Source organism: Halalkalibacter oceani (assembly GCF_040544555.1).
Lineage (GTDB): Bacteria > Bacillota > Bacilli > Bacillales > Bacillaceae_D > Halalkalibacter > Halalkalibacter oceani.
Window position 1 is genome coordinate 95,080 of the sequence record NZ_JBEPKD010000002.1, and the last position, 26,943, is coordinate 122,022.

Consider the following 26,943-nt stretch of genomic DNA (forward strand, 5'->3'; position numbering starts at 1 on the left):
CATACAAATTTCAAAAAATTGCTAACCTGAGCCAATTTAATCGCTTACAACAAAGGACGCTTCTTGCAAGCGGTATTTGTCAGTTCAACTTTTTTTATTCTCAAATAACAGTTTCTTTCCACTTGTCAGTTGCCAAAGAGTATGGTTATATGATAGTCATAAACGCAACAGATGGGAGAAAAGGAGGAGGGAACATGTTGACAGAGTCATTAAGCTTGAAGGAAGAGATTGTGAAGTATAAGGACAATACATTTACGTCCTGTGTCGATGAAATCGCGGTCGAATTTCCGTTAACGATTTTTATTAACCAGGTGGAATTTGCGACAATGGTCTGCAGCCCGGAGAATCTTGATGAATTGGTGCTCGGCTTTCTGGCCTCTGAAGGAGTGATACGTTTCAGAAAAGAGATCAAGGATATGACGATTGACCGCGATCAAGGCTTTGCGTATGTCGAGCTTTATAAGGACGACTTCATCAACCAGCAGTCCTTTTCAAAGCGCTTTATCGGCTCCTGCTGCGGCAAAAGCCGTCAGTTTTATTTCCAAAATGATGTCCGTACCGCGAAAACATCGATGGTCACGACGACCGTCACCGCCGCACAGTGTCTCAGCTTAATGAAACGCATGCAAGCCGACAGCCTTGTCTTTCAGAACACCGGCGGCGTTCATAATGCGGCGCTCTGCTCAACGGAAGAGCTGCTCGTCAGCCGCTCCGACATCGGCCGCCACAATGCGCTCGACAAGCTGTACGGGTATTCCCTCCTGAACGGCATCCCCGTCAAGGACAAAATTCTCGTTTTCAGCGGTCGAATTTCCTCTGAAATTTTGACAAAAGCCGCCAAAATCGGCGTCGGCATCGTTCTGTCCAAATCAGCGCCGACCGACCTGGCAATCCGCCTCGCTGAAGACTTAAACATTACGGCTGTCGGCTTTATCCGCGGCACGTCCTTTAACATTTATTCAAAGCCCGAACGGATTATTTTATGAGGATGGGCAAAAAGGTTGTTTTTACCATTTTGCCCATCCTCTAAGCAATGAGCGGAGCCGCCACGATCTTTTAAAGTCCGTTATGAGTGGGTTTCTCATAACGGACTTGTGGCGAGCGAAGCCATTGCTACTGTATGCTACCGAGTTTTGTCTAAGCTCGGTAAGCGTCCTGCGAGCCGTTATATTCTTTTTATGAAATCCACTTAAACTAAAGGAGGAACCGACAAATGAGTTCATGTAAACTGGATCACCCGCCAGAAGATGTGCGAAAAAAACTGGAAGCGCAAAAGCCGTTTTTGCCAAACGAGCTTTATCAGCAAAGCGCCGCCTTTCTCGCCGCAGAACCAACCCAGCCTGAGTTGAATGAACTGTTTCATCTCTTAAAAAAATACGACCTCGCTTCGGCTGAGGAGCAGCAGGAGCGGAATGAAAAGCTGGAGAAGCTTGTTTCTTAAGGCCTGAACAGAAGCTGGATTTAAGGTAAGATGACATATCCAGCAGCGCCTCTGCACAAAGCCCGTGTCATTAGGTGAAAATCAACCTTTTGACACGGGCTCTTTTATGTTGGCAGAACGAAATGAATGAATGAAGCGAGCTGTCGATCCGCCTCTTCCAGCGAAAAAACAGGATATGGCTTTGGCCCAAGCTGCAATCGTTGCCACGTAATGACCGCCTGGACATTCGTCAGCTCCTGTACTAGCTCCAGATCCTCTTCGCCCCGAAGCAGAACAAGTTTTGGATAAGGGGCTTTTTTGTAGCCTTCCACGACAATCAAATCGGGGGAAAACTGCTCGTAAAGAGCGAGAATCCCGTCCAGAGACCAGCTTTGTTTCTGGATATGAAGTTGCAGGGAGCCGCCGCCTTCCACTGCCGTAATCGCTGCACCCGCCTGCCTGTGCCGCTCACTATCCTTCAGGCCGGCTTCTGGTTTTTGCGGCGTATTGTGGCCGTGATGCTTAATCGTTGCTACGTCCAACCCAAGTTCAATTCCTGTTTTGATTAGCTTTTCCGCGAGAGTCGTCTTGCCGCTATTTTGAAAGCCGACTACTTGTAAGATCGGACGATGTCGTTCCACGGCCATTCACTCCCCTCGTCGTCTTCGAGTAACAGCACATCGACAACCATCCCTTTTTCGTATCCGCGTGTCCCGCTCGGAAGCACAATGAAGCAATCGGTTTCCCCCAACGAACTGACAATCCCTGATTTGTCTTTGCCGGAAGGAGCCGCGAACAGTTTTTCCGCCTGATGGGACAGCCGGGCGCGGACAAAGCGCATAAACGGGTTCGGCTTTGGAAAATCAGTACCGAGCACCGCCTGAACTTTGCGTAAATGAAGCTTGTCAGCTAATAATGCTTTGCGGATCATCGGCCGGACAAAGAGCTCAAAGCCGACATAGCAGGCAGACGGATTGCCCGACAGTCCGAAAATCAGCTTTTCTCCAACCGTCGCCGCCGTTGTCACACTTCCCGGTCTCATCCCGACCTTGTTAAATAGCACGGATGCTTTAACTTCCTGCAAAATCGCCGGCACATAATCGTAATCGCCGACCGACACACCACCGGAGATGACGAGGAAATCAACCTCAGTCAGCGCCTGCTTTACCGCTTTCAAACAGGCTTCAAACTCATCATCAAGCTTGCCGAAATACACCGCCTTTCCACCGGCCCGTTCGATTTGGGCGATCAGCATATAGGCATTGGAGTTACGGATTTTTCCCGGAGCAAGAGGCTCGTCGACATCGACCAGTTCACTTCCTGTCGCCAAAATGCCGATGAGCGGTTTCACGGCAACCTTAACATGCCTGTAGCCAAAAGTCGCAAGCAAAGCGACAGCGCCCGGATTGATCGTCATCCCTCGTCTGACGAGCACCGTCCCTTTCTTCGTGTCTTCCCCCTGCCGGGAAATATTGGCGCCTTGCGGGAATGCGCGCTTAATCTCGATTTCGTCCCGGCTTATTTCCTTCGTCAGCTCGAGCATCACGACGGCGTCGCAGCCGGCGGGAATCGGTGCTCCGGTCATAATTCGCACGGCTTGAAGCGGTTTCACTTCTCCTGTAAAAAGCGAACCGGCGCCAATTTCACCAACCACTTTGAAACGAACCGGCTCGTCCTGGCTCGCATTTTGCGTGTCCGCGGCCCGCACGGCAAAGCCGTCATAAGGTGAGCGATCAAAGGCAGGCACATCGTGAGAAGCGTAAATATCTTCAGCCAGAATTCTGCCGAAGGACTGTTCAAGCGGAATTAACTCTGTTTTTCCAGACACATTCTGCGTGCTCAGGCGATGCACAGCCTCCCCTACCGGGACCGGTGTTCTCTTTTCAACCATCATGCTCACTCCGTCCTTTATGTATTGAAAATTGCTAGCTCTATAATTTCATAGATGAACAAGACAATGCAAGGACAATCTCTCGGCAGTCTCTCAATTGTAGCAATCTTTACTGGAATTAGGTAGAATGGAAATTGGATCTGTTACCCGGTTCGCGATTGTCAGAAAGTGTCGAAGTTTTTCATTGGAGACAATCTGAAGCGGCTCTATTTCACAGGGCTGTGTAACTGGCAGAGCCACTATCATAGAAAGGATTTGACCGCTATGACAAGACGTAACCTGAAGGGAACCGTTCATGACCATGTGATCAAAAGCCGGGAATTGCAGGAAGACATCCCTCTGCTTGTGTACACCCCTCCCGAGTTTACACCTTTGAATACATATGACGTCCTGATCTGTCAGGATGGCAACGACTATTTCCAATTGGGGCGAATCCCCCGCCAGGTTGAGTCCTTAATTGAAGAAGCAGACATCCGCGAAACGATTGTCGTCGGGATTCCATATCCTTCTGTCGATGAACGGCGCAGGCGCTACCATCCACAAGGAGAGAAAACAGATGCGTATATCCGTTTTCTCGCTCATGAGCTATTGCCGTTTCTCGATCAGCACTATCCAACCCATCAGCTTGCCTCAGCACGGACCCTTGCCGGGGATTCTCTTGCGGCAACCGTCTCGTTAATGACCGCCTTACTGTACCCGAGCCTGTTCGGGCAGGTGATGATGCACTCGCCTTATGTCGATGAACGCGTGCTTGCGGCGGTTGAGAACTATAACAAACCGACAGAACTGGCGATTTATCACGTGATCGGTCTGGAAGAAACAGCCGTAAAAACGACCGACGGACAAACGCTTGACTTTTTAGAACCGAACCGCCGGCTTCACCAGGCATTGCAGGAAAAACGATTTTCTTATTTTTACGAAGAGTTTGATGGGGATCATACGTGGAAATATTGGCAAAAAGATTTGCCACGGGGACTTATGACTCTTTTACCCTACTAACAAAGTTTTGGAACCATCTCATCTCAGAAAGGAATTGGAACAATGCAAGTGATTAAAGTCGAAACAAAGCAGCAATTAGACGATGCATTCCATATTCGTACCGAAGTTTTCGTCAAAGAACAAAAGGTGCCAATGGAAGAAGAAATTGATCAATACGAAGAGGAAGCAACCCATTTCGTCGTCTATGACGACGAGCAGCCCGTCGGCGCAGGCCGTTTACGCTTCGTGGACGGGTATGGCAAAGTGGAACGAATTTGTATCGCCGAATCAGTACGGGGCAAAGGAGTCGGCCGCCTCCTGATGGAAAAGATCGAAGCAACCGCACGGGGTGAAGGAGCCGAGAAAATGAAGCTCAACGCCCAGCGCCAGGCAGAGCGTTTTTACGAAAAGCTCGGCTATGAAACGGTCTCGGGTGAATTTCTTGATGCCGGCATCCCGCATGTTACGATGGTGAAGGTGTTTTAAAGAAAAAGAAATAGCAGCCTTCCGTTGAAGAGGCGCTGAGACAAAGGCTTCACTCACTACATGCCCGTTGTGAGTGAAGCCTTTCGTCAGTATTTAAGTTTCAAGCGCGAAGCCGGCTTCCAAAGGATCGCTCGGCGCGGGCGAACTTGCCGAGCTTCACCTGCGTTATGTGCGGAAAGACGTCACCGTTTGTTGCAGCTTCTCGGCGATCCGGTACAAGGTGTTCGCGCTTGTCGCGATTTCTTTGATCGTCACGCGTTGCCGCCCGGCATTTTCAGCAACCTGGACAAAGGAAGCGGATGCCTGTTCAGCATGGGTAACTTGATGCTCAGTCACAAGCAACACCTGGTCGGTTCCTGCCGACATTTCTTCAAAGGTAGCAGAGGCGTCTTCGATTTGCTGCGAGACTGAGCGAATCGAGGAGGAAATCGAATCAAACATCTCCCCTGCCTCGTTTACCGAAGCGACCGTTTCCTCTACTCCTTTATTAAGAACTTCCGCCACTTTTTCCGTATTCGTTCGTAGTAACATAATTAAATCATCAATCCGTTCCGCGGAAGTTTTCGACGTTTCGGCCAAGTTGCGAATTTCTTTGGCAATGACGGAAAACCCCCGTCCTTTTTCACCGGCGCGACTCGCTTCGATCCCGGCATTTAACGCTAAAATATTCGTCTGCTCCGAAATTTGATTAATTCCAGCGACAATTTCACTAATTTCTCCGGCTCTGTTTCGCATCGTCGTCACAAGCTCATTTAAGTCATCTGTCGCGCGGTTGACCTCATTGACCTGCTCGGTTGCGCGAGAAATGATTTTATGTCCTGAATCTGCCAAACTGGCACTTGCATTCGAGCTATGATTCACCTCACTGAGCAGATTGGCGTTCCGGTGAATGCCTGAAGCTATTTCCTTGATCGTAATCGCCGTTTCCTTCGCGCCAGTTTGCTGCTCCTTCGCCTGCTCCGCTGTGCTGCTGATGATCATGTCAATGTCGAGTGCTGCCTCCATTGTTGAAGTGGCTTCCTTTGATAAACGATGCGATTCGGCTGTCAGCTTCTCCGACGCTTCGGCAATTTGTTTGATCATCTCTTTTAGATGAGCGGTCATCCTGTTCACTGCACTTGCCAGTTCCCCGACTTCTGCCGCGTCTGAAACCGATAATGGGTTGGCATCTAAATTGCCGTTGGAGACATTGTTCATATAGCGGAGCAGCTTTTCAAGGGAACGGCTCATTCGTTTATCGTGAGTAACAGCGAGATAGCCGGCGATGAGCGCTGTAAGGAGGAACAGCAGCAAAAGAAAAATAGTTGTTACAGACTGAATCGTCTTGCCACTGTCCGGCTGCCCTTGAAGCTCAAGGATCAACGTATCAATCGCTGAGGATAATTCTGCCGCAGCAGGCCTGATCGACTCACTGTTGACAGTAGCCTGCCCGAGTAAAGCCGCAACGCTTTCTGCCTCGTCCTTTATCGCCTGAAGCAATGCTGGCTGTTCACTCGCCGCTTTCTCCACTAAAGCGATTTGCTCAAGCAATTCTTCCACCTCGTTCATCACCGTTCCCCCTCCTGCCGGCAAACCAAGCGAAAGCGCTTCAAGCCTCGTTGCACTTTGCTGCAGCTGATAGCCTGCTGTCAGCGCCGAATAGGATGTTTCATGCGCGCTGTTCATCCGATTCATTCCCACAATCGAAGCGAGCGAAGAAAGGAGCAGCGCGGCAATCAGCGCGAAGCTTAGAGTCAGCCATGCTGAGCTCATTTTTCTTTTCTTCTCCCGGGTGGCGGCCTCCTGATCACTGTTTGCCCAGGCATAGCTTTTTAAATAGGGGTCAGGCGCAATCGCTTCTTCTGTCCGCCACAGCTCGCGGATCATTCCGTCACGATTAATCTCGCCAACACGTGCTTTTTTATAAATGTGCTGTGTGTTTCGGTCAACAGACACCGTCCCTTCCGGAGCTGCCAAATCGATTTCACCGGCGATGCTGCGCAAAGCGTTTGTTTCCGTCGTTCCAGCTTTCTCTACCATTTTCGCCCATAAGTGAACGGCGACATAGCCGGCCTCGATTGGATCGGAAGTGACGCGGTCTTTTCCGTACGCGGCTTTATATTTTTTGACAAATGCTCTGTTTTCCGCTGTATTCACCGTCTGAAAATAATTCCACGCCGTTAAGTGGCCGGCTACTAACGGCGGTCCGATGCTGCGAATTTCTTCCTCCGCGACGCTGACGGATAAAACAGGAATATCATCCGGAGTAATGCCGGCTTCTTTCAGCTGTTTAAAAAAAGCAAGATTGCTGTCGCCGTTCAGCATATTGTAAATCACATCAGGACGCTTCGCTTTGATGTCCTTAACAATTTGCTGAAATTCCGTATGACCGAGCGGCGTATATTCTTCCTGCACAAGCTCACCGTCAAAGGCCGCAAGCTGTTTCTTGATAATCGTGCTTGCGGTTTGGGGAAAGATGTAGTCGGAGCCGACAATAAAAAAACGCCTTCCTTTGTTTTCTAATAACCACGTAACCGAAGGAATGATCTGTTGATTGGTTGTCGCTCCGATGTAAAAAATGTTCGGTGACATTTCCATCCCTTCATATTGAATTGGGTAAAACAGCAGACCATTCAATTCTTCAAAAACGGGAAGCATCATTTTGCGGCTGATCGATGTCCATCCACCAAAAACGACGGAAACCTGGTCCCGCTCCAACAGCTTTCGTGCTTTTGCGGCAAAGGTCGGCGCATCAGAAGCGCCGTCTTCTATCACTACTTCCAGCCGCTTATTCAGCAAGCCACCGGCGGCATTAATTTCTTCAATCGCAAGCATTTCAGCATCCTTCACTGGTGTCTCACTACCTGCCATCGTCCCGCTAAGCGAGTGTAAGATTCCTATTTTTATCGTATCACCAGCCATAAAGACCCCCTCCTTTTGTAATAAAGGTAACATAACCTAGTGCTTTTTATGGGTTTCATGTTAGATACGTTGACAACCGAAATGAGAAACCTCACGCTTCACAGAGGGGATCTCGTGATATGGCAGTAAGCAGCCAAGAAAACAGTCTTTTTTAAAATCACTTGGATAATAGCAGCATTTCTCCTGTATAGGCATATGATAGGGGGAGCAACTTTCAGAAAGGATGAACATGTAAGATGACCTACTCGGACGTTAGCGCTGAAAATCAATCCCATTTATCTTTGCTTTCCGCCTTAAGCAAAAAGGCTTCAACCATTGATTTATACAGGCGATTAGCTGCTTCCGCTCCTAATAAGGAGCATCAAAATGAAATTCTACGTTTGGTAGAAGATGATCATGCTCAGCTGCGTCACATGCTGACCCTGTATGTCAACATGAGCGGATGCCAGCCTATCTATGATGTGCCGATCATTCCTTTTCAAAGTTATCGAGAAGGTTTGCAAAAGGCTTATCAAACTATGGTGCCGACCTACGAGCATAATACTCATTCTTCACTTCGGCATTCTTCCTACAATGGCTTGTCGAATGAACAAGAAAATTTGGCACGAATTCGCTTTTTATATGAGGATGCTTTCAAGCGAATCACCGACTTTGGACCGGATCCATTTGCGGTTCAAATTGAAGAAGCGACTAAACAAAATCAGACGTTCCGTACGGCGTTGTGGACGGGGAAACATTTGCAAATTACGTTGATGAGTATTGAAGCAGGTGAGGACATCGGTTTAGAAATTCATCCGACACATGATCAATTTATCCGGTTGGAAGAAGGACAGGGGCTTATTCAAATGGGGGAGCGCAAGGATCATCTACCCTTTCAGCAAACGATTTACGAAGATTATGCGACCGTAATCCCCGCTGGAATATGGCATAATTTAACGAACACAGGCGACAAACCACTAAAACTGTATTCCATTTACGCGCCACCTCAGCACCCTCACGGAACAATCCATGAAACGAAGGCGATCGCGATCGCTGCTGAGGACCATCATCCTTACTAAAGCAAAGGAACGGAAGAAGAGCTTGAGACAAAACTAGCTTAGAGGCTGGAGCAAAAGGGAAAAAAACCTTTTGTTCCAGCCTCTCGATTTTTATTTACAGGACGGCTTTGACAGAAGTCTGAAAACCATTTTTACGACGATTGTCAGCAGACTGATCAACAGCAGTTCTGAGAGGGCCACGGTCATACTAAACATTCAGCATTCGTCTCCTTTCTCAGTCAAAATAAGCTTTGACGATTTCTCTGGCAATATGCTGCGCCATACCCTGTCTGGCGCCGTGGCGGTCAAGCTTGGCGTGCGGAACGACAACGGCAAAGGCAATTTCAGGATCGCTGTATGGCGCAAACCCTACAAACGTTTGCGTCTCACCATCGATGACCGTCTTTCGTTCTTCGCCAACGGCGATCTTCACTTGGGCAGTGCCTGTCTTCCCGGCCACTTCATACTGCGGTATCTCTGCAAATCTCGCGGCGGCATTTCCGTGCGTGACGACCCGGCGCAGGCCTGCCTTCACTCGCTCGAGATGCTCGTCGCTCATTTCAATTCGATTTAAGACAGCCGGTTCAAATTGCTGGATGACAGCGCCCGGCTCCTCAGGGTTCGTTGTCGGCTCGCGGACTTCCTTCACGAGAGTAAGCTTCATCCGGTAGCCGTCATTGGCAATCGTCGCGATATACTGGGCGAGCTGAAGCGTCGTATACGTATCATACTGCCCAATCATTAAATCAAGCAGCTTCCCACCATTCGTATTCTCCCCCTCCATACCGTTAAAATAGGTTGGCAGGTCGATTCCCGTATCGGTGCCAAGTCCGAATTGTGAAAAGCTATTGCGCACGGTTTGATAGGCTTCCGCGATCGTCTCGCTCGTCCAGCCGCATGGCGTATGAGGCGCACTGTAATAGCAATTAGCAAGTCTCATCCCGATTTCAAACATATACACGTTTGAGGATTGCTCAAGCGCATAAAGATCATCAATCCAGCCGAATCCGGTTTTATTCCACGTACTTTTCGGCGGGGTCGACGGCAAATAAATCGTCCGGTCGTTAAACTGTGTCCCAGGCTGGGCAACCCCTTCATGAAAGCCGGTTAAAACCGAGGCCGCTTTAATCGAGGATCCCATTTCAAATCCTTTGTTGACCACCCCTAAATGATCGGCGCTGTTTGTCCCGTCTCCTGAATCGAGAAAGCCGGCCAGCGCCAGCACATCGCCGGACTTCGGATTGAGGATCACCGCATAGGCGGAGCGGTCCTCGATAAATGAATGACGGCCCGCATTGTTCATTTCATCTTCTATCATCTTCTCAAGCTTTTGCTGAAGCTCCATATCGATGGACAGAATCAAATCATTGCCTCTCTGGCCGGAGTGCTGTTGACGCTTGCCGGCTTCACTTTGCGTACGAACCGCTTTTATTCCCTTCAGCATATCCTCATACTGCGCTTCGAGATAGCTGACTCCTACGATCTCATTCCGCTGATAGCCTCGCGCGATATAGCCGTCAACCTTCTCGCCCGGTATGAAATTGACACTGCCGAAAATACTACGCAGCGAGCTGCCATACGGATAGGACCGCCGTGAATCAAGCTGAATATCAACCCCTGGCAGTTCAGCTAAATGCTCGATAATCAAATGCGCTTCTTCCTCCGTCACATTGCGCTTAATCCGCTGCGGTGCGGTAGCCGTTCCTTGACTCATTTCACGATAAACGGCGATGACCGCCATATCCTTTTCACTTAGCGCTTCCAGCTGCTCCTCTGTGATGGCGTCCAGCTCTAATTGATAGACATCCGCATTGCTCAGCTCATTATTTCGTTTGTCAGAGTCAAGCAGCTGGCGTCGCTCTTTTTCATCCATCGTAAGCAAAAGATAGTCCTTCTTATCCCGTTCAGTTACGTTGGAGGTGTCGATCTCAAGAAAGGATTCCAGCTTTTGCGCGACGTCCAGTAGCACAGCCGAACTCGTATTGGTTGAAGGCATCATATACGTTAATGAGAATTCCACTTCATTATCGACGACAACATTGCCGTATCTGTCGAGCATCAATCCTCTTGGCGCATCCGTTTGAATCGGCCGCTCCTGGGCCGAAGCTAGTTGCGCTTCAAATTGTTCCCCATGCAAAATCTGAACGTAGCCAAGCCGTACAATCAACAACGTGAATAAGAGAAAGACCGTTACAAACAAAATTTGCAGCCGCTGCTGATAATGCACTTTTCTTTTTTCCATTTTCGTCTCCTCTTCCTCACACCGCTATTGTTGGAACTGCTGTTCAAAAATCGCTCTCACCTTCGGCACGACATAGGAGCTGCCTCCGCGATTTTCGACATTTTCAATCATCATTAGCACGAGCAATTCCGGATTGTCCGCATGAAAGGCGATAAATCCGCCATTTTCCTTTCCCGCTTCATCCTGAGATAATTTATATTCCGTCGTTCCGGTTTTTCCGGCAAGCGTAATAGCCGTCATCCTGGAAGCAGCTCCTGTTCCTTCCGCGACAACCGCCGTCAAGTCTGCGACAATTTTGCCGGCATCCTCTGTTTCTATGACGTCATCCTTCCAAACGGAAGGCCGTTCATCCTTGAAAAGGAGCGGTTTAGGCATCTCTCCTGTTACAAACGGAGCATACATTAGCGCAAGATGCAAAGGAGTGACGAGCAGTTCTCCCTGGCCATAAGCGGTGTCCGCCAATTGAATGTCCGAGTTGATTCCGTTGTTCGCCACGGTCGACATCGCCATCCCGTACGGAAAAGGAATTTCTTCATTAAATCCAAAGGAGTCCAGCCCGCTGAGAAATGCTTCAGCTCCGAGCTCCAGTGCCATCTGGGCAAAGTAAATATTGTCAGAGTGGACGAGGGCATCGGTTAAATCAACATGATTGACTTCTTTGACGCGCGTAACTGCGTAATTTCCCCATGAGGAATCCTTCTGCCACTGCTTCCCGCTAATCTGTTTCTTCTCATTACCATCCCAGTTATGAGCAAGCCCTATCGCCGCTGTCACCGGCTTCATGATTGATCCCGGCGCATATCTTTGGGTAAAGCGGTTCAGCAAAGGTTTAGCTTCAGCTTCATTGAGCTGTTGCCATGCTTCTGCCGTTAAACCGCGGATGAATTCGTTCGGATCATAGGCAGGAGAGCTGACAAGTGATAATACTTCTCCTGTTTTCGGATTCAAGGAAACAGCGGTTCCCGGTTCATTGGAAAATTGCTCGTAAATCCTTTGTTGCTGACTGGCGTCAATTGTTAATTGGATACTCTCGCCATCGACCGCTTCCTTTCTGGCAATCTCGGCTTTTGGATTCCCCTGTTGATCAACAATGTAAATGACGCTGCCATCCTCGCCGCGCAGCCGGTGCTCCAATATTTTTTCAAGCCCTGCTTTGCCAATTTGATCGTGAGCTTGATAGCCCTTACTCTCCAATTGTTCTAGTTCTTCAGCTGAAATCGAACCTATGTAGCCGGTTAGATGAGCTGTCGCCTGTTTAAACGGGTAAACTCTGGCGCCGACCTCTCGGTAAGTCGCTCCGGCAATGTCCTGAATCTGCGTCACTGTTTCCTGCTGCTCCACCGGAATGGAGAGAATGGGTACAAACATGTCCGGCTTAATCCAATCCTGCTGCAGCGCCTCTTTCACCTGCTGCTGCGAGAGACCGAGAATATTTGCCAGTCGCTCGACTGTTTCCTCCACTGACTCGATCCGTTCCGGTACAATCCCGATTTCATACATCACACCGTTAACAGCTAAGCCGGAACGGTTTCGATCAAACAGTTCTCCCCGTTTCGCAGACAGCGTTTCGACCCGTACTTTATCTCCCTCCTCCAGCTCGGGAAAAATGAGCCCGGGAGTCCAGTCGACCTTCCATGTTTTTGTCTCGTCATGAAAAACCAGTTCTGCCACGGCATCAGTTGTCACCTCTCCTGCTCTTGTCAGCATCCTCTGTGTAAAGGCAAGCGGGTAGCGTTCTTCTTTTGATCGTTTCGTTTCCTCGTCTATTTGCTCAACTGTAATTGTTACCTCTTTTGCCTCAATACCCTGGTAAATCTTTTCGTACCGCTCAACAAACGCATTCGCCGAAATCACTTCTTTCGCAGAGTCTGTCAATAATTCATACATCTTTTCATAATTTCCTCGCTGCAAATGCGCGGCGAATTCGTTAAAAGCTTCCTCTGGTGTTTGCTCCTCTTTGCTGCAGGCGAAAAGCGAGAGACAAAGAAGAATTGATACACATCCGAGCATGATTTTTTTCGCATCCATTTTTTGAACCTGCCCTTCCATTCAGTAAGAAAGCGGCACGAGAGGACCGCCCCACTAATTTCTACGCTTTCTCAACTACAAAAAAGATTACACATGTAATATTTATTAATATTACATGTGTAATCTAAAAAGTCAAGACGGATTCAAAGAAAATGAGACTTCACGCAGCGCAAGCTTTAGCAGATAGCTTAGGGGCTGGGCAACGGTTAAAAATAACCTTCAGGCCCAGCCCCTTTCACTACCGGTCTATTGCTCAACTGATTTGTATATCCCTTCCTGCTCCAAAATAGAGAGCGCGATTTCAGTGGCCGACCTTCCACCGGCCTCGGTCTCTCCTTCAATATGAACGGCAAAGAATTGCGGGGCTTCGTTCGTTTCGACAAATCCGATAAACCAGCCGCTAATATCCTCTCCGTCAAAAGAAAGCGTCCCGGTTTTTCCGTACAAGCGGGCATCCCCTGACTGCTCCAGCAGGATGGCGTCTTTTACTGTTTCAATATGTTCCTGCGCGAAGCCGGGCTGATTCTCATACAGCTTTCTCAGCATCTCAATCTGTTCTACTGGCGAGATCGTAAGCGAGGAATCGGCCCAGTAGTTTTCAAGGCTGCTCGATAATTCCGCATTGCCATAATGAAGCTGCTCAAAGGAACGCTGGAGGCTCTCTCGGCCCAGCTGCTCGTCAAGTCGCTGAAAATACCATGAAGCTGAGCTGGCCATCGCCGTGAACAGGTTGTGATCGCGATTCCACTCGTCGTATTGATACGGGGTCCCGTCCCACGCCATGTCTGAATCGTTTCTCGTAATCAGTCCCGCTTCAAGCGCCAATAAGGCACTGAAAATTTTATAAGTCGAGGCTGGCGCGTATCTCGTCGTGCTGACGTCCCGATTATAAACGGTATATTGGCCTGTAGCGGCGTCAAATAGCACGGCGCCGCCTGACACATTGGCAAAGAAGCGGCTGTAATCTTTATAAACTGCCTGTTCACCGGAGAAATCATATTGATCGGCGTTCACCGCGAACACCGAAAGTGTCGGCGTACTTAGTAACACAAGCGCTGTTATAGCCGTAAAAACAAGCGAGCTTTTCCGTTTAAGCTGCCGTGACTCCTGTTTGAAATCGACAATCGTTACAATTCTTCGTTTTACTTCTTTATAGGAACTGCTTATTTCAGAAGCGACAGCGAGCGGGGACGTCCGCTGCGAAAGCGAAGCGAATTTCAGAATCACCTCGGCATAGTGAAGATGCGCTTCCTCGTCGCCCTGCTTCAACACGGCATAATCACAGGATATTTCCATCTCTGTTTTCATTTCCTTTAAAAAATACGAGACGAGCGGATTAAACCAGTACATCGTCCGAAACAGACAAATCAAATAATTGATGAGCATATCCTTCCGTTTACTATGAAACAGCTCATGCAGCAAAATGTATCTCAGCTCATCCTTTGTTAAGAGAGAACTATCTCTTGGCAGAACAATGTAAGGACGGATGAGACCAAAGGTGATTGGTGATGTAATTAATGCCGAATGTCCGAGCACGACCTTTTTATGAAAGCCGATCTTTTGCTGACAATGATCCAACAGATTGGACAGCTGTGGATCGTCGACGGCTTGCAGGCTTTTTTTAATGCTAAACATACGCCTGTTACTGTACAACGTCAGCAGCAGCATCACCGTCATACCGGCAATCCAGATCAGCAACAAGACAAAGTCGACTTGACTGAAGGACGACTGCTCCACCGTAACCGAGAAATCCTGCAGCCAGTTTCCGTTCTGCCATTCTCCTCCCGTTTGCGTGGTCGCAGCCTGGCCCCCGGCTGAACCGGGGTTAAACGCACGGTAACGGCTAACCCAATCAGCAAACGAGTTGATTTTCAAAAGATGAACGGGAAAAAACGGCGCCAGCAGAAGCAGGAAAGAGACTACACTGATCCGGTACAGCGTGTTGACCGTGACATGATGTTTTACCACTTTTTTTAAGCAGATCACGACAGCGAGCAGGAGGGAAATAAGAAGATTGCTAATAAGAAAAAGAGTAAAGAAAGAATGTTCCATGTTATTCCTTCTTTCTCTTACGTTCTTCTAAAATATCATATAGTTCATTAATCTCGTCTTCGGACAGCTTATCCTTTTCTAAAAAGTTCAACACCATTGAATTAAGCGTCCCGTTATAAAAACGATTTAAAAAGCTTTGGCTCTCGACTTCAATGTAGTCGCTCTCTTCCACATTCGGCACATAGACGAACACGCGCCCGTCTTTATAATGGTGCAGCGCCCCTTTTTTAATTAAGCGTAGCAGCATCGTCTGAATCGTCTTCGGACTCCATGTACTCGTTTTTGACAGCTTTTCAATGACCTGTTTCGTATTGCTGTGCGGATGCCGCCAGATGATCTTCATAACCTCTAGTTCTGCTTCGGAAATTTGCGGTAACTTTTTCATCTCTTACCCACCCTTAAACTTACCAATGTAATAGTTCAATTATAGGACCGCCCGCTGAGGAAGTCAACAGAGGAGAAAGCAGGCGAAGCCCTTGTCCGATTGTAAAAATTTTGTCCGGAGAGGATAAAGATAATAACATTTTCAGCAATCCGAACAGACTGCCGAAGCACTCATTTTTAAAATAAATGGTTATTTATAAGAGATACTTACACTGTCACCGACTGATAAAAGCATAAAAAGTCGGGTTGGCTGCCGATTCACCTGTTATGATATGACAGGAGAAAGGGAGGTACATTCATGGAGATGTTAAAAGGAATGAACGAGGCATTAAATTATATTGAAGAAAATTTGAGTAACCACATTGATGTAAAGGAGGTAGCTAAAGTTGCCTTGTGCTCTGAATATCAATTCAAACGCCTTTTTGCTCTTTTATCAGGTATTACCATCTCAGAATATATTCGGAGAAGACGTTTGACATTGGCAGCATTGGAATTGAAGGATCCAAGGGTAAAAGTGATTGATGTAGCACTCAAATATAGGTATCAATCACCGGATGCCTTTTCACGCGTATTTCAAAACTACCATGGCGTTACTCCTTCAGCTGTCAGAAATACAGAACAGAACGTAAAAGCATTTCCAAGAATGAGCTTTCAATTAACGATCCAAGGAGGAACCGAAATGAATTATCGTATTGTTGAAAAAGACCCATTTACCGTGGTGGGGGTTAAATATGAAGTTGAGATGGTGAATGAGTTACTAACACCGACTTACGAAAGTATGATAGCTGCAATCAGTGATACCGAGATGAAACAGCTGGAGTCCATCGCAAATAAAGAGCCTCACGGTATCATTCATGTTTCAGTAAATTACTCAGAAAATGATGAAGGGAAGGCAAGCTTTGACCAATATATCGGGGCAGCCACGTCACAAGAGCCGTTAGAAAAGTATTCCACTTTAAAAGTACCTGCCTTACTATGGGCAATTTTTGAAATAGATGGAGACTGGGAGCAGGTTGAAGGACATTGGCAACGGATCTATTCAGAGTGGCTTCCTTCATCATCCTATGAATTGGCAGAAGGTCCAGAAATACTAGCCAGTAAAGATCAAAAAAGTCAGATCTGGATCTCTATTCAGGAGAAGTAAATAAACGTGGATTATATTCATGCTTTCCATGAAGGTTTCATTTAAAGTGGATGTCGGCAGCCATTTTTAGGGCTGGGACAGAAGGTTGTTTTTACCTTTGTCCCAGCCTTTGCCTTGTCGTATACATCCTCTTCACGTTTTGAATCCTGTGTACCGGGCTTCTGTTCTCATTTTTGAATTGAAGCGCCGCTTTCTTCTGTCTGCTTCTCTCCAGTGGCAGCCGGGTCGGTTTTCTCCGCCAGTTTGCCTTGCACGGCGGCGAGCTTGCCGTCCATCGTTGCTACTTTGTCCCGTCTGTCGTCAATCCGGATATTTGTCGCGACACGCTTCACTCCATGCTGGAACGGCACTTCATGAATCGCCTGAATCACCTCGAACAAAACAGGCAGCTCCCCTTCGATCAGCGTGCTCATCGGCGTCAGCTGATAAGTAATTTTTCCTTCGTATTGCTTCAGCACCTGGTGTACCTCGGCGACATGCGCGCTGACGCTCGTGCCCTCTGTGCCAATTGGAATAATCGTTACATCGACAATCGCCATATGCTTCTCCTCCTTTATGCGGATTGGCCGCTTGACGACGAGCCTTTCCGGAAACTCTTTCGCCGCCAGCTTGCGATACGACTCGATCGAAGCAAGCAGGTGTTGATGCTCAGGCTCGGCGGTCGTGATATGAATCTGGAGCCAGTAGGAAATCCGCAAAATCAGGTTTTCAAGCCAGCGGAATCCTTTCTTCGTCATCAATGTCGCGACGACCGGAATCGCAGCGACCGCCATATACGAAGCAAGCGCCAATGATCGTACTCCGATTCCATTAAAGCATGAAATCACAATCGTCAAAACGAGCACGCTGCTAAAATAGATGACCACCGTATTGGTCGAGCAATAACGGTTCGTGATCGCCGCCCGTTTGATTCGCGGCATCCCCGCCCGGCGAATGACGCCTTTCGTGCTGAACACTTTATGCTCGGCGCCATGGTAGCGGCGCAATTGCGCGGGGAAGATAAAGTGGGTGCCAAACATAAAATAAAGCAGCACATAATAGGGCAACCCTTCCCATCCGGCAAAAGAAGCCGCAAGCAGCTTTGGAATAAAGACACTGCCGAGCACGACCAGGCTGAGCAGCTTAAACCAGAGCGGCATTGAAAAGAAAATCTGCTTCCCCATAAGGAGCAGTGTTTTGGCGCTTAAAGGCTTCAGCCAGCTTTTCAGCCGTGACTTTTCATGATAGGCGCAGGCCACGTGCTGCTTGCCAATATAGAAGATTCCCTTTTGATAGGACAGCCCTCTTACCTTCATCGCGACATCCTTCCTTTTCTATACTAGTAGCTCGTTACCCAATACGGCACATTCGCCGCTCCATCAAAGGCGGGTTCTGTAAAAGCGGCATCCTCTTTTACGAGCGGGCTGTGCTCCACCCATGTATGCAAAAAGTGAAGCTCAATATGCTCCGGCTCAATCCCCGCCCCCAGAACTTCAACTGAAACAGAGCCGAGATTGCCATAGCTCATATTTTCCTCAACCTTGTTCGGAAAAGCAAAAATGATGCCGTTATCGACTGCAACGCCCTCCGCTTCTTCAATCACTTGATCGCCATAGCGCAATTCAAGCAGTCCCTCTGCGAAGCTGAGATCATACCGCGGTTCGCCGGTAGCCGGATCGGTGACGGTTATTCCGATATAGTCCTCGCCATACATCCCTTCCTCCGGCATGGTCGTCCAATCCCAGTTCGCTTCAACCCGCACGCCATCGTCTGTCGAGGTCTTGTCAACCTCCATCTCCATCACTTCCGGAAGCTGTTCATTCGTAATCATCTCTTCCTGCTGCAAGAAATGATAGCCGCCGAGTATCATGACAACCATCAAAATTCCTGGCAATATTAAAACCGGTTTATTTCCTCGAAACATATATAGCCACTCCTTTATTGTCGATCAATCTGTTTCCATCCGGATCAATTGCATTTGCTTTGTATAAAAAGCCCGGTATGTAAAAACGGTCACAAGCATCGCGCTGATCGAGACCGCCACAAAAATACTAAGCGAAATCACAATCTGATAGCGAATCGCCACATGCGGCGATACCCCGGCTAAAATGAGCCCCGTCATCATCCCCGGCAGCTGAACGAGACCGATCGTTTTTAATCCGTCCACATTCGGAATCATCGCTGCTTTGACGATTTTGCGGATCAGAAGCTGCGAAGCCTCCTTCGGTGTCGCTCCGAGGGCAAGCGCCGCCTGCAGCCGGTCGTGGTTTTGCCGAAACTCCTGCTTCATCCGCTCAAGCGCCAGCCCGATTGCGACCATGCTGTTGCCGATGATCATCCCGCTCATTGGAATAACCTGCTCCGCGGTGAAGGAAATCATATCGAAGCCGAGCCACATCGTCAGGACGACGGCTTCCACCGCACAGAGAATCAGCAGCACAACCGCCTGGACCGACGGAATACCGCTCCCTTTTTTTGCCGCATGTATGCCGGCCACCGTAATCATGACAAGCAGCATAAGCGGAATGCCGACGATCGGCTGCAAACCGAAGAGAAAGGTCAGCAAATATCCGATCAAAAACAGCTGGATCACGCCGCGCACGCTCGACCAGGTGATGCTTTTTTCTAATCCCAGCGAATAGAGATAGGAGAGCGAGAGAGGAATAAGAACAAAAACAATCAAAAATAGCATCGACGTATTCGAAATCTCCGGTGCCATCAGGCGCTCCCTCCTTCTTCATCCCGATAGAGAAACCGCCGTGCTTCCAGCGTCTCCGGATTGGCGAAAAAAGCAACCGACTCCTTTTGCTCAACGAGGCGTCCATTGTCGATGAAAAACGTCAGGTCGCCAAGCCGCTCGGCCTGCTCGAGATCATGCGTCACCATCAGAATCGTCTTCCCCTGCTTTTGCAAATGCTTGATCAGCTCCTCTACAACAGCGGCATTGCGCAGGTCCAAGGCGCTTGTCACCTCGTCCAGCAAGAGAACTTCGGGCTCATTGGCGAGCGTTCGCGCCAATGAAACCCGCTGCTGTTCACCGCCTGACAGCTCCTCGACCGGCTTCGCCAAAAAATCCTCCGTCAGGTGAACCGCTTCAAGCAAATCAAGCAGCCTGGCTTTAGACCAGTTGAGATTATGTAAGCGCGGTCCGTATAAAATATTGTCCTCGACCGTTCCTTCAAACAAAGCCGGGCTTTGAAACGCCATGCCGATCCGTTTGCGCAAATCCTTGATCGCATAGTCGGTGATTGGCTTGTCCCGATAATAAATCATTCCGCTCTTTCGTTCTTCCAGACGGTTCATCAGCTTTAGCAGGCTGCTTTTCCCCGCCCCGGAAGGACCGATGATCGTAACAAGCTGGCCCCCTTCAATTGAAAAGGTCATATCCGTCACCCGGTCGCTTCCGACGTTCTCCCACCGTATGTCCAAATTGCCACCCCTTTAGCTCTTGCTCCTGTTTTTTTATTATACAGGATTCGCCCCGTGAACGAAATGAAGAGGCGGGGATAAAAGGCTGTTTTTCCCTTTATCCCCGCCTCTAAGTAATAAGCGTAGCCGTTGCCTGATTTTGAAAGGCTTGCTACGAGTGGGGTTTCTCATAATGAGATTATGGCGCGTGAAGCCATTGCAAAAATGTCAAAGCCGGCTTCGTCCCAAGTCCACTGTGTTACGCTTCTCCCGCCAGTCGGCGGTAGGCCGCGTGATTCGTCGGGCCGATGCCGCCGCCGATAGCAAGTGAATGAGTAATCGCCGCTGTAATAAAAGCCTTCGCCGTTTGAATCGCTTCAAGCGGGGCAGCTTCTTTCGCAAGCTCGGCAGCAATCGCCGCGGCAAATGTACAACCGGTACCGTGCGTATGCTTTGTCGCAATCCGTTCTGTCTCCAGCTCGTGAAGCTCATGACCATCATAGACGAGATCGATCGCCGGGCCGGACGGCAAATGACCGCCTTTCAGCACAATGTAGGCCGGCCCGAGCTGATGGAGCTTAACAGCCGCCTCCTTCATCTCGGCGAGCGTCTGCGGTTCCTCGCAGCCGAGAATCTTGGCCGCCTCCGGCAAATTCGGGGTGATAACCATCGCCTGCGGCAGCAGCTCTTTAATCAGCGCTTGTACCGCTTCCTCCTGCAGAAGGGAAGCGCCGCCTTTGGCAATCATTACCGGATCAACGACGAGGCGCTTTACTTCATACTGCCGCAGCTTTCGGGCGACAAGGGTAATAATCTCCGCTGAAAACAGCATCCCCGTCTTCGCGGCGTCTGTGCCAATATCAGACAGGACGGCATCGAGCTGCGCTTCGACCGCTTCGAGCGTTTGCGGAAAAACGCCGTGAACACCGAGTGTATTTTGGGCCGTTAGCGCCGTAATGACGCTCGTCCCGAATGTATCAAGTTCTTGAAATGTTTTTAAATCGGCCTGAATGCCGGCTCCGCCCCCGCTGTCCGAGCCGGCAATCGTCAATGCTTTTGCAAGCGTCATCTTCCATTCCTCCAATTCCTAGTAACTAAAGCGTTCCGGTCTGCATGAAACGAGCGGCGCATAATTCTGCTTGCCATCAAGAATATCAGCGACAGCTTTAGCTGTCACCGGGCTGAGCAAAATACCGTTGCGGTAATGACCTGTCGCAAAGATGACATGCGGTGCTTCAAGCAGCGCTCCCAGTAAAGGAAAGCCGTCCTGCGTTGCCGGCCGCAACCCCGCCCATGTATGAAATGGCGTCATCTCCTGCAAAAAAGGGAAGATGTTTTTATTCCAATTTGTCAGGCGGTCAATTCCTTTTTTCGTCACCTCTGTTTGAAAGCCGGCAATATCCTCTGAAGCACCGTTGACGAGCGTTCCATTCGCCTTAGGCACGACGTAGCCCTGGCTCGTGTACACAATATGGTTAATCCGGCCAACCGGCAGATCATAGGCGCAGATTTGGCCGCGAATCGGATAAACAGGAATCCGGAGATCAAAAACATTCTCAAGCTCCTGCGCCCACGCCCCCGAACAGACGATCAGCCTGTCCCCCTGAAAGGTCCGGCCTGCCTTTGAGCGGAGAACGATCTCTTCCCGCCACCGTTCGACCGTGACTTCTTCAAGCTGCTCGGCAATCGTCACGCCCTGGCGCAAACAGGCTGACTCAAGCGCTTTGACATAATCGGGGGCAAACAAATGGCTTTCCTCCGGGTAATGCATCGCGGCGATCATCTGCTCCGATAAATCCGGCTCAAGCTGACGCAGACGATCTCCCGTAATGATCTCCGCCTCTACTCCGAACTGGCGCTGCCACGCCTGCCGTGTCTCCAGGCCGAGCAGCTCAGCCTCGTGATAGACCGCGTGCAGACTTCCACTTTCCGAATACTCGAAATCCAGCCCGCTTGCTTCCTTCACGTCTCTCTGCCAGCGTGGATAAAGGCGCAGGCTGTCAAGACAAAGCTGAAAAAAGTCATCCGGGTCCTCGCCAATTTCGGAAAAAGGAGCAAGCATCCCGGCTGCTGCTCCAGATGCTTGCCCACCGCATGACGCTTTCTCAACTACGGTTACGTCATACTCGCGGCGGCTCAGCTCAAAGGCCGTCGCAAGCCCGATTACCCCTCCCCCAAGAATGAGGATTTGCTCCTTCACATTGATTCCCCCTCGTTGTCTTTGCTAGTTTGAAATCAAGGATGTCAAACCGCTGCTTGCCGTCGCATATTTCTTTTTCGGAATGCGCCCGGCTTCATAGGAAAGTCTTCCGGCAGTGATCGCATGCTTCATCGCCAGTGCCATTTTCACCGGATCCTTCGCCTTGGCGACAGGAGTATTCATCAGCACTCCATCAGCACCGAGCTCCATCGCCTGGGTGACATCCATCGCCGAGCCGAGCCCGGCATCGACGATAATCGGCACGGTCGCCTGCTCGACAATCAGCTGTAAATTGTACGGATTCAAAATGCCGAGCCCCGTTCCGATCGGCGCCCCGCCCGGCATCACGGCCGCCGCTCCGGCATTCTCAAGCTTTTTGCAAAGCACCGGATCGTCCGACGTATAAGGGAGAACGACAAAGCCTTCAGCGGCCAGCACTTCCGTTGCTTTTAACGTTTCAATCGGATCAGGCAGCAATGTTTTTTCGTCAACGCTGATTTCGACCTTAATCCAGTCGCTTAAGCCTGACGCCCGGGCCAGACGGGCAATCCTGATCGCCTCCTCTGCCGTTTTCGCCCCCGACGTGTTCGGCAGGTACGTAAAGCTCATCCCGTCAAGATGCTGCAAAATCGCATCCTCATTTGGCGCCTCCAAATTAACGCGGCGAATCGCGAAAGTCAGCACTTCCGCCTCCGAAGCGCGAATCGCTTCATTTTGGACAAACGGGTTCGGGTAGCGGCCCGTCCCAAGAAAAAAGCGCGAGGACAGCTCCTTGCCGGCAATCGTTAATCGACTCTCCTTCATCTTCTCATCCCCCTCCGACAAATTGTACAAGCTCAATTTTCATCCCGGCTTCAAGCGTGGTCGTCTCCCAATCAGCCCGGTCAATGATCTGACCGTCCAGCTCTGTCACGACAAGCTGCGGCTCTAATTGAAAATGCTGAACGACATCGGCAAGCGTCGTTGCCGCCAGCTCATGTTGTTCTCCATTAATGATCAGCTTCATCAGACTTCCTCCTTATGCCGTTCAAGAATCGCCGTAAACTGCTCGCAGACAGCTTTTACATCCGCGGCGCCGACAATTTCACTAATCATGCAAATCCGGCTCGCCCCGGCCGCCAGCACCTGCTCGACGTTATGGAGCTTGATCCCGCCGATCGCGACAAACGGAATCGTAATTTCAGCGGCCACCTGCTGAATATAGGCAGTGGTCACCGGATCAACGACATCAACCTTGCTTTTCGTTTCAAAAATCGGCCCGACGCCGATATAATCGGCCCCTTCCGCTTGCGCAGCACGCGCCTCCTCGATCTGATGAGTGGAAATACCGATGATTTTATCCGGTCCGACAATCTTACGCGCCTCAGCGAGTGGAAGATCATCCTGTCCGAGATGAATCCCATCAGCATCTACCGCCAGCGCCACATCGATATGATCATTGACGATAAACGGGACACCATATTTCTTCGTCAGTTCGCGCAGTGCTTTCGCTTTCTGCAAAACGTCGCGCTTGCTGCTCGTTTTATCGCGAAGCTGGACAATATCAACTCCGCCGCGAATCGCTTCCTCCATGACCTCAATAAGATCACGGCCCGGGTGAAACGCTTCTCCTGTAATCGCATATAGCTGAAAGTCTTTCATTCAACCTCACCTTTCTTCCTTGCTTAGTCTGCAGAAAAGCCGTATCCCAACGAACGTGGAATACGGCTGCAATATAGATGATGAATTGCATCGACTTCCCTACGCTGGTATGAGCCAGATCAGGTACAAGGGTAAAAGGAACACCTTTTTCTCAGCCCGCTTTACGCAGACACCCCTAGTCTAAACATGCTGATTCTCTTTTCACTACTTTCATTATGACAGATCCACTTAAAAAATCAATTAAAAAAACCGCTGTGTGGTTTTTTTAGAAGCAGCGTGCGGAGCCGTTACAATCATTTAAGGCTGTCTGAAAACGGGGTTCATTCAGACAGCCGCGTAACGTGCGAAGCCGCTGCCCCCTTGAACTCCCCCGTGACTTTTGTGCTTAGTAGCTATGCCAAAAGGTAAAAATCGACCTTATGGCATAGCTACTTATTCAAAAAGCTGGACAAGCACTTCCTGCTCTATGTCAAAAACCGATTCATAGCGGCTGCCAAGTAACAAATAGTTGCCATCCGGCGCAATTTGCATTGGCTCGTGGCTTTCTAATTCAGCCAGCTTATTCTCGGCATTCGTCCCGACATCATATGCGATTAATTCAAAGCCGTCAGTATAGCTTAAGAAGTCTCCGCTGTATTTGGGCCGGGCATAATAAAAAATCTCCCCTGCTGCATCATAGCTGTAAAACGGAATCCACCACTGCTCCGAATATGTGTTCAAAATCGGCATTTCAATCTGCTGCTCCAGCTCGCGTTCCCGAAAAAAACTGTACTTCGAATACAGATCATAGACGCTGTCAACCGTAACCATCAGCGACAGCCGTCCGGGAAAGCTCATGAAAGAAATCACGTTCTCCCGCCAAAGCTTCTTTTTGCCGTCCTCAAGATTGGCAATGTATAAAGGCGCCTGATAATTCGGTTCCAATTCATCCCATAACAGATAAGCAACCTCTGTTTCCGACAGCCATTGAACGTAAGGCTGCTCCAGTTCCACCGGCTTCACCTCATTCGTCCCTACATCGACAAGGTAGCCGGCATACTCCCAATCAGGTAAAAACGCGACAGCAAGCAAACGGTTCTGCACGTATGGATTCCAGAAAACCGAATAATCATCGCCAAGCCCCTCGATCGTCATCTGCGGCTCGCCTGCTGCGTCGACAATCACTACTTCCGCCTCATGCTCCGGTGTGACCAGCTGAACAGCAAAGAGCGTGTAATCAACGTTGGGGGCGATATTGACAACCCAGCCGTCACGTTGAAAAAAATCAGCAGACTCCCCGGTAAGCAGATTATACGTATGTACGCTGGAATGCTCGCCATCTTCCTGCAAGTAAAAAACCGCGTCTTCCCTATACCAGCCTGTCACCTCTGTTATTTCCGTCTCTGAAAGGGGTACAACAGGGGAGCCGGTGAAAAAAGAATTAGGAACGTCGCGTTTTTCGGGCAGCTCTGTCAAGCGCTCCGGTGAAGGATGACTTTCCAGCTGCCCGGACGTACAGGCTGACATCATCAAGAGCATCATAAGACACAAGCATATTCTTTTCAAGCGGCTCTCCCCCTTTCCACTCATCATCATAAAACGCTCTCTCTATAAGACGTTCCAACTGGAAAAATGTTTCACCTTTCTCAAGAAAAATTTTAGTGAAGCGATTCACTAAGGGAGAGGGGGTGAGCCAAAAGGATTCCCTTCTTTTGACCCACCCCTGATAAGCAAAACATTATCCGTAAATAAAACGGGCTCCCGCTATCCCTGGATTCGTCATCTCCTTAGGGTCGAGAATTTCATTAAGCTCCTCTTCTGATAAAATTCCTCTTTCCAGGCAAATTTCCCGAACCGGGCGCCCCGTTTGAATTGCTTCTTTGGCAATTCTAGTGGCGACCTCGTAGCCAACATGCGGATTAATCGCCGTAATGATCCCGACGCTGTGCTCGACAACATGGCGGCAATGCTCAATATTAGCCGTAATTCCTTCAATCGCGTATTTCCGGAAAACATCGATCCCGTTTTTGAGAATCGATAAAGACTGAAGCAGATTAAACACGAGGACAGGCTCCATCACATTCAGCTCAAGCTGGCCCGCCTCTGAAGCAATGCTGATCGTATGGTCGTTGCCGATGACCTGGAAGGAAATCTGGTTGACCACTTCGCACATAACCGGGTTGACTTTTCCCGGCATGATTGACGAACCCGGCTGGCGCGCCGGCAAATTAATTTCATTTAAACCGGTTCGCGGTCCCGAACTCATCAGACGCAAGTCATTCGCCATTTTCGAAAGATTGATCGCCATGATCTTCAATGCGCTTGAAACCTCTGTATAGGCATCGGTATTTTGCGTCGCATCGACCAAATCCTCCGCCGTCTTAAACGGATACCCTGTCAGGTCGGCTAAATACGTCGCTACTTTTTCAATGTATTCCGGCTTCGCATTCAGTCCGGTTCCAACCGCCGTCGCTCCCATGTTGATTTCATAGAGATGATCGACAGAGCGGCTGATCCGGCGCAGATCGCGGGTCAGCACGCGGCGATAGGCGCCAAACTCCTGGCCCATCCGAATCGGCACGGCGTCCTGCAAATGCGTCCGCCCCATTTTTAGCACATCATCAAATTCGATTTCCTTATCCTTCATCGCCTGAATTAAACGCTCCAGTTCTTCACGAAGCCCTTTAGCCAGTGAAAGGCAGGCAATATGAATCGCTGTCGGGAAGGCATCATTCGTTGATTGCGCCATATTGACATGCGTATTTGGGCTGACGCGCATATACTCTCCTTTTTCCCCGCCGAGAATCTCGATCGCGCGATTGGCAATGACCTCGTTGGCGTTCATATTGAAAGACGTTCCGGCGCCTCCTTGAATCGCGTCGACAATGAATTGATCCTGCAGCTTTCCGTCAATGATCTCATCCGCCGCGGCCATAATCGCGTCGGCAATATTAGTCGGCAGCACCCCAACATCACGGTTGGCCATCGCCGCCGCCTTCTTGACATAGCCAAATGCCCGAATCAGTTCGGGATGGGGTGGATATCCCGTAATCGGAAAATTCTCTCGCGCCCGCATCGTCTGAATGCCGTAATAGGCATCCTTTGGTACTTCCTTCTCACCAATCAAATCTCGTTCCGTTCGATATGTTGACATCATCTTAGCTCCTTCATCT

At 49.5% G+C, this 26,943-nt stretch carries 24 protein-coding genes, 2 pseudogenes and 1 riboswitch; of the genes and pseudogenes, 6 read left to right on the forward strand and 20 right to left on the reverse strand.

Annotated elements, in window-relative coordinates:
• Positions 1-197: 197 nt before the first annotated feature.
• Entirely contained in the window at positions 198-986 is a 789-nt protein-coding gene (gene fdhD, locus ABMB67_RS03935; protein ID WP_390189873.1) for a formate dehydrogenase accessory sulfurtransferase FdhD, read from the forward strand.
• A 227-nt stretch (positions 987-1,213) separates the two neighbouring features.
• On the forward strand, positions 1,214-1,441 hold the full coding sequence (locus ABMB67_RS03940) for a hypothetical protein (RefSeq protein WP_354571185.1): 228 nt from the start codon (positions 1,214-1,216) through the stop codon (positions 1,439-1,441).
• 104 nt (positions 1,442-1,545) lie between these two features.
• Here ABMB67_RS03940 and mobB read toward each other — a convergent pair whose 3' ends face one another.
• Together mobB and ABMB67_RS03950 are read right to left on the reverse strand one after the other, a co-directional pair.
• Positions 1,546-2,067, reverse strand: a complete 522-nt coding sequence (gene mobB, locus ABMB67_RS03945; protein ID WP_354571186.1) for a molybdopterin-guanine dinucleotide biosynthesis protein B — start codon at positions 2,065-2,067, stop codon at positions 1,546-1,548.
• Positions 2,031-3,311 (reverse strand): molybdopterin molybdotransferase MoeA, encoded by a 1,281-nt coding sequence (locus tag ABMB67_RS03950; RefSeq protein WP_354571320.1) that lies wholly within the window; start codon positions 3,309-3,311, stop codon positions 2,031-2,033. The genes mobB and ABMB67_RS03950 overlap by 37 nt, the downstream gene beginning before the upstream one ends.
• A 264-nt stretch (positions 3,312-3,575) precedes the next feature.
• Between ABMB67_RS03950 and ABMB67_RS03955 the strand changes: the two genes are divergently transcribed.
• Complete coding sequence (locus tag ABMB67_RS03955) at positions 3,576-4,310, forward strand: alpha/beta hydrolase (protein ID WP_251221765.1); 735 nt, start codon at positions 3,576-3,578, stop codon at positions 4,308-4,310.
• Between the two features lie 42 nt (positions 4,311-4,352).
• The gene (locus ABMB67_RS03960) at positions 4,353-4,775 is read left to right on the forward strand and encodes a GNAT family N-acetyltransferase (RefSeq protein ID WP_354571187.1); all 423 of its coding nucleotides are present in this window, start codon (positions 4,353-4,355) and stop codon (positions 4,773-4,775) included.
• Positions 4,776-4,940: 165 nt separating this feature from the next.
• On the opposite strand, the gene ABMB67_RS03965 is transcribed toward ABMB67_RS03960, so the two are convergent.
• Both ABMB67_RS03965 and urtA read right to left on the reverse strand, forming a co-directional pair.
• Entirely contained in the window at positions 4,941-6,527 is a 1,587-nt protein-coding gene (locus ABMB67_RS03965) for a methyl-accepting chemotaxis protein (RefSeq protein ID WP_354571321.1), read from the reverse strand.
• 36 nt (positions 6,528-6,563) lie between these two features.
• A pseudogene (urtA, locus tag ABMB67_RS03970) lies at positions 6,564-7,670 on the reverse strand (urea ABC transporter substrate-binding protein); the annotation flags it as partial.
• A gap of 242 nt (positions 7,671-7,912) precedes the next feature.
• Here urtA and ABMB67_RS03975 point away from each other — a divergent pair.
• A complete protein-coding gene (locus ABMB67_RS03975) occupies positions 7,913-8,734 on the forward strand; it encodes a cupin domain-containing protein (RefSeq protein ID WP_354571188.1) in 822 nt (273 codons plus the stop codon).
• A gap of 214 nt (positions 8,735-8,948) precedes the next feature.
• Here ABMB67_RS03975 and ABMB67_RS03980 read toward each other — a convergent pair whose 3' ends face one another.
• The 4 genes from ABMB67_RS03980 to ABMB67_RS03995 all read right to left on the reverse strand — a co-directional run bounded on the left by ABMB67_RS03980 (position 8,949) and on the right by ABMB67_RS03995 (position 15,420).
• A complete protein-coding gene (locus ABMB67_RS03980; RefSeq protein WP_354571189.1) occupies positions 8,949-10,955 on the reverse strand; it encodes a peptidoglycan D,D-transpeptidase FtsI family protein in 2,007 nt (668 codons plus the stop codon).
• A gap of 24 nt (positions 10,956-10,979) precedes the next feature.
• Positions 10,980-12,983 carry a penicillin-binding transpeptidase domain-containing protein gene (locus ABMB67_RS03985; RefSeq protein WP_354571190.1) on the reverse strand — a complete coding sequence of 668 codons (2,004 nt, stop codon included), beginning with the start codon at positions 12,981-12,983 and terminating at the stop codon, positions 10,980-10,982.
• 246 nt (positions 12,984-13,229) lie between these two features.
• Entirely contained in the window at positions 13,230-15,035 is a 1,806-nt protein-coding gene (locus ABMB67_RS03990; protein WP_354571191.1) for a BlaR1 family beta-lactam sensor/signal transducer, read from the reverse strand.
• A gap of 1 nt (position 15,036) precedes the next feature.
• Positions 15,037-15,420 (reverse strand): BlaI/MecI/CopY family transcriptional regulator, encoded by a 384-nt coding sequence (locus ABMB67_RS03995; protein ID WP_251221759.1) that lies wholly within the window; start codon positions 15,418-15,420, stop codon positions 15,037-15,039.
• 297 nt (positions 15,421-15,717) lie between these two features.
• Here ABMB67_RS03995 and ABMB67_RS04000 point away from each other — a divergent pair, with 297 nt between their 5' ends.
• Positions 15,718-16,563, forward strand: a complete 846-nt coding sequence (locus ABMB67_RS04000; RefSeq protein WP_354571192.1) for an AraC family transcriptional regulator — start codon at positions 15,718-15,720, stop codon at positions 16,561-16,563.
• Between the two features lie 167 nt (positions 16,564-16,730).
• Here the strand turns inward: ABMB67_RS04000 and ABMB67_RS04005 are convergent, their stop codons facing one another.
• The 12 genes and pseudogenes from ABMB67_RS04005 to aspA form a co-directional block, all read right to left on the reverse strand.
• Positions 16,731-17,102 (reverse strand): MTH1187 family thiamine-binding protein, encoded by a 372-nt coding sequence (locus tag ABMB67_RS04005; protein WP_354571322.1) that lies wholly within the window; start codon positions 17,100-17,102, stop codon positions 16,731-16,733.
• 78 nt (positions 17,103-17,180) lie between these two features.
• Positions 17,181-17,858 (reverse strand): annotated as a pseudogene (locus ABMB67_RS04010) (DUF1385 domain-containing protein); the annotation flags it as partial.
• Between the two features lie 23 nt (positions 17,859-17,881).
• A complete protein-coding gene (locus ABMB67_RS04015) occupies positions 17,882-18,466 on the reverse strand; it encodes a hypothetical protein (RefSeq protein WP_354571193.1) in 585 nt (194 codons plus the stop codon).
• A 24-nt stretch (positions 18,467-18,490) separates the two neighbouring features.
• On the reverse strand, positions 18,491-19,261 hold the full coding sequence (locus tag ABMB67_RS04020; protein WP_354571194.1) for an ABC transporter permease: 771 nt from the start codon (positions 19,259-19,261) through the stop codon (positions 18,491-18,493).
• Positions 19,261-19,971, reverse strand: coding sequence for an ABC transporter ATP-binding protein (locus ABMB67_RS04025; protein ID WP_251221754.1), 711 nt, complete (start codon positions 19,969-19,971; stop codon positions 19,261-19,263). The genes ABMB67_RS04020 and ABMB67_RS04025 overlap by 1 nt, the downstream gene beginning before the upstream one ends.
• Before the next feature lie 238 nt (positions 19,972-20,209).
• Positions 20,210-21,019 carry a bifunctional hydroxymethylpyrimidine kinase/phosphomethylpyrimidine kinase gene (thiD, locus tag ABMB67_RS04030; protein ID WP_354571195.1) on the reverse strand — a complete coding sequence of 270 codons (810 nt, stop codon included), beginning with the start codon at positions 21,017-21,019 and terminating at the stop codon, positions 20,210-20,212.
• 18 nt (positions 21,020-21,037) lie between these two features.
• Positions 21,038-22,150, reverse strand: coding sequence for a glycine oxidase ThiO (gene thiO, locus ABMB67_RS04035; RefSeq protein ID WP_251221752.1), 1,113 nt, complete (start codon positions 22,148-22,150; stop codon positions 21,038-21,040).
• A 24-nt stretch (positions 22,151-22,174) separates the two neighbouring features.
• Positions 22,175-22,954 carry a thiazole synthase gene (locus ABMB67_RS04040; protein ID WP_251194356.1) on the reverse strand — a complete coding sequence of 260 codons (780 nt, stop codon included), beginning with the start codon at positions 22,952-22,954 and terminating at the stop codon, positions 22,175-22,177.
• A gap of 4 nt (positions 22,955-22,958) precedes the next feature.
• The gene (gene thiS / locus ABMB67_RS04045) at positions 22,959-23,156 is read right to left on the reverse strand and encodes a sulfur carrier protein ThiS (protein WP_251221751.1); all 198 of its coding nucleotides are present in this window, start codon (positions 23,154-23,156) and stop codon (positions 22,959-22,961) included.
• Positions 23,156-23,791 (reverse strand): thiamine phosphate synthase, encoded by a 636-nt coding sequence (thiE, locus tag ABMB67_RS04050; protein ID WP_354571196.1) that lies wholly within the window; start codon positions 23,789-23,791, stop codon positions 23,156-23,158. Before thiE ends, thiS begins: the two co-directional genes overlap by 1 nt.
• Positions 23,792-23,870: 79 nt before the next feature.
• Positions 23,871-23,978, reverse strand: a riboswitch (TPP riboswitch).
• A gap of 245 nt (positions 23,979-24,223) precedes the next feature.
• Entirely contained in the window at positions 24,224-25,336 is a 1,113-nt protein-coding gene (locus tag ABMB67_RS04055; protein WP_354571197.1) for a YqgU-like beta propeller domain-containing protein, read from the reverse strand.
• A 172-nt stretch (positions 25,337-25,508) separates the two neighbouring features.
• A complete protein-coding gene (gene aspA / locus ABMB67_RS04060) occupies positions 25,509-26,924 on the reverse strand; it encodes an aspartate ammonia-lyase (RefSeq protein ID WP_251221748.1) in 1,416 nt (471 codons plus the stop codon).
• Between the last annotated feature and the right edge of the window lie 19 nt (positions 26,925-26,943).

Excerpts from the sequence above, each read along its gene's own strand:
- thiD (WP_354571195.1), bottom strand. The coding sequence starts at position 21,019 with ATGACGCTTGCAAAAGCATTGACGATTGCCGGCTCGGACAGCGGGGGC.
- ABMB67_RS03960 (WP_354571187.1), top strand. The coding sequence starts at position 4,353 with ATGCAAGTGATTAAAGTCGAAACAAAGCAGCAATTAGACGATGCATTC.
- ABMB67_RS04015 (WP_354571193.1), bottom strand. The coding sequence starts at position 18,466 with ATGTTTCGAGGAAATAAACCGGTTTTAATATTGCCAGGAATTTTGATG.
- ABMB67_RS03955 (WP_251221765.1), top strand. The coding sequence starts at position 3,576 with ATGACAAGACGTAACCTGAAGGGAACCGTTCATGACCATGTGATCAAA.
- ABMB67_RS03990 (WP_354571191.1), bottom strand. The coding sequence starts at position 15,035 with ATGGAACATTCTTTCTTTACTCTTTTTCTTATTAGCAATCTTCTTATT.
- ABMB67_RS03985 (WP_354571190.1), bottom strand. The coding sequence starts at position 12,983 with ATGGATGCGAAAAAAATCATGCTCGGATGTGTATCAATTCTTCTTTGT.
- ABMB67_RS03975 (WP_354571188.1), top strand. The coding sequence starts at position 7,913 with ATGACCTACTCGGACGTTAGCGCTGAAAATCAATCCCATTTATCTTTG.
- ABMB67_RS03965 (WP_354571321.1), bottom strand. The coding sequence starts at position 6,527 with ATGAGCTCAGCATGGCTGACTCTAAGCTTCGCGCTGATTGCCGCGCTG.
- ABMB67_RS04005 (WP_354571322.1), bottom strand. The coding sequence starts at position 17,102 with ATGGCGATTGTCGATGTAACGATTATTCCAATTGGCACAGAGGGCACG.
- ABMB67_RS03950 (WP_354571320.1), bottom strand. The coding sequence starts at position 3,311 with ATGGTTGAAAAGAGAACACCGGTCCCGGTAGGGGAGGCTGTGCATCGC.
- ABMB67_RS03995 (WP_251221759.1), bottom strand. The coding sequence starts at position 15,420 with ATGAAAAAGTTACCGCAAATTTCCGAAGCAGAACTAGAGGTTATGAAG.
- thiS (WP_251221751.1), bottom strand. The coding sequence starts at position 23,156 with ATGAAGCTGATCATTAATGGAGAACAACATGAGCTGGCGGCAACGACG.
- ABMB67_RS04000 (WP_354571192.1), top strand. The coding sequence starts at position 15,718 with ATGGAGATGTTAAAAGGAATGAACGAGGCATTAAATTATATTGAAGAA.
- ABMB67_RS03940 (WP_354571185.1), top strand. The coding sequence starts at position 1,214 with ATGAGTTCATGTAAACTGGATCACCCGCCAGAAGATGTGCGAAAAAAA.
- mobB (WP_354571186.1), bottom strand. The coding sequence starts at position 2,067 with ATGGCCGTGGAACGACATCGTCCGATCTTACAAGTAGTCGGCTTTCAA.
- ABMB67_RS04020 (WP_354571194.1), bottom strand. The coding sequence starts at position 19,261 with ATGGCACCGGAGATTTCGAATACGTCGATGCTATTTTTGATTGTTTTT.
- ABMB67_RS04040 (WP_251194356.1), bottom strand. The coding sequence starts at position 22,954 with ATGAAGGAGAGTCGATTAACGATTGCCGGCAAGGAGCTGTCCTCGCGC.
- aspA (WP_251221748.1), bottom strand. The coding sequence starts at position 26,924 with ATGTCAACATATCGAACGGAACGAGATTTGATTGGTGAGAAGGAAGTA.
- ABMB67_RS03980 (WP_354571189.1), bottom strand. The coding sequence starts at position 10,955 with ATGGAAAAAAGAAAAGTGCATTATCAGCAGCGGCTGCAAATTTTGTTT.
- thiE (WP_354571196.1), bottom strand. The coding sequence starts at position 23,791 with ATGAAAGACTTTCAGCTATATGCGATTACAGGAGAAGCGTTTCACCCG.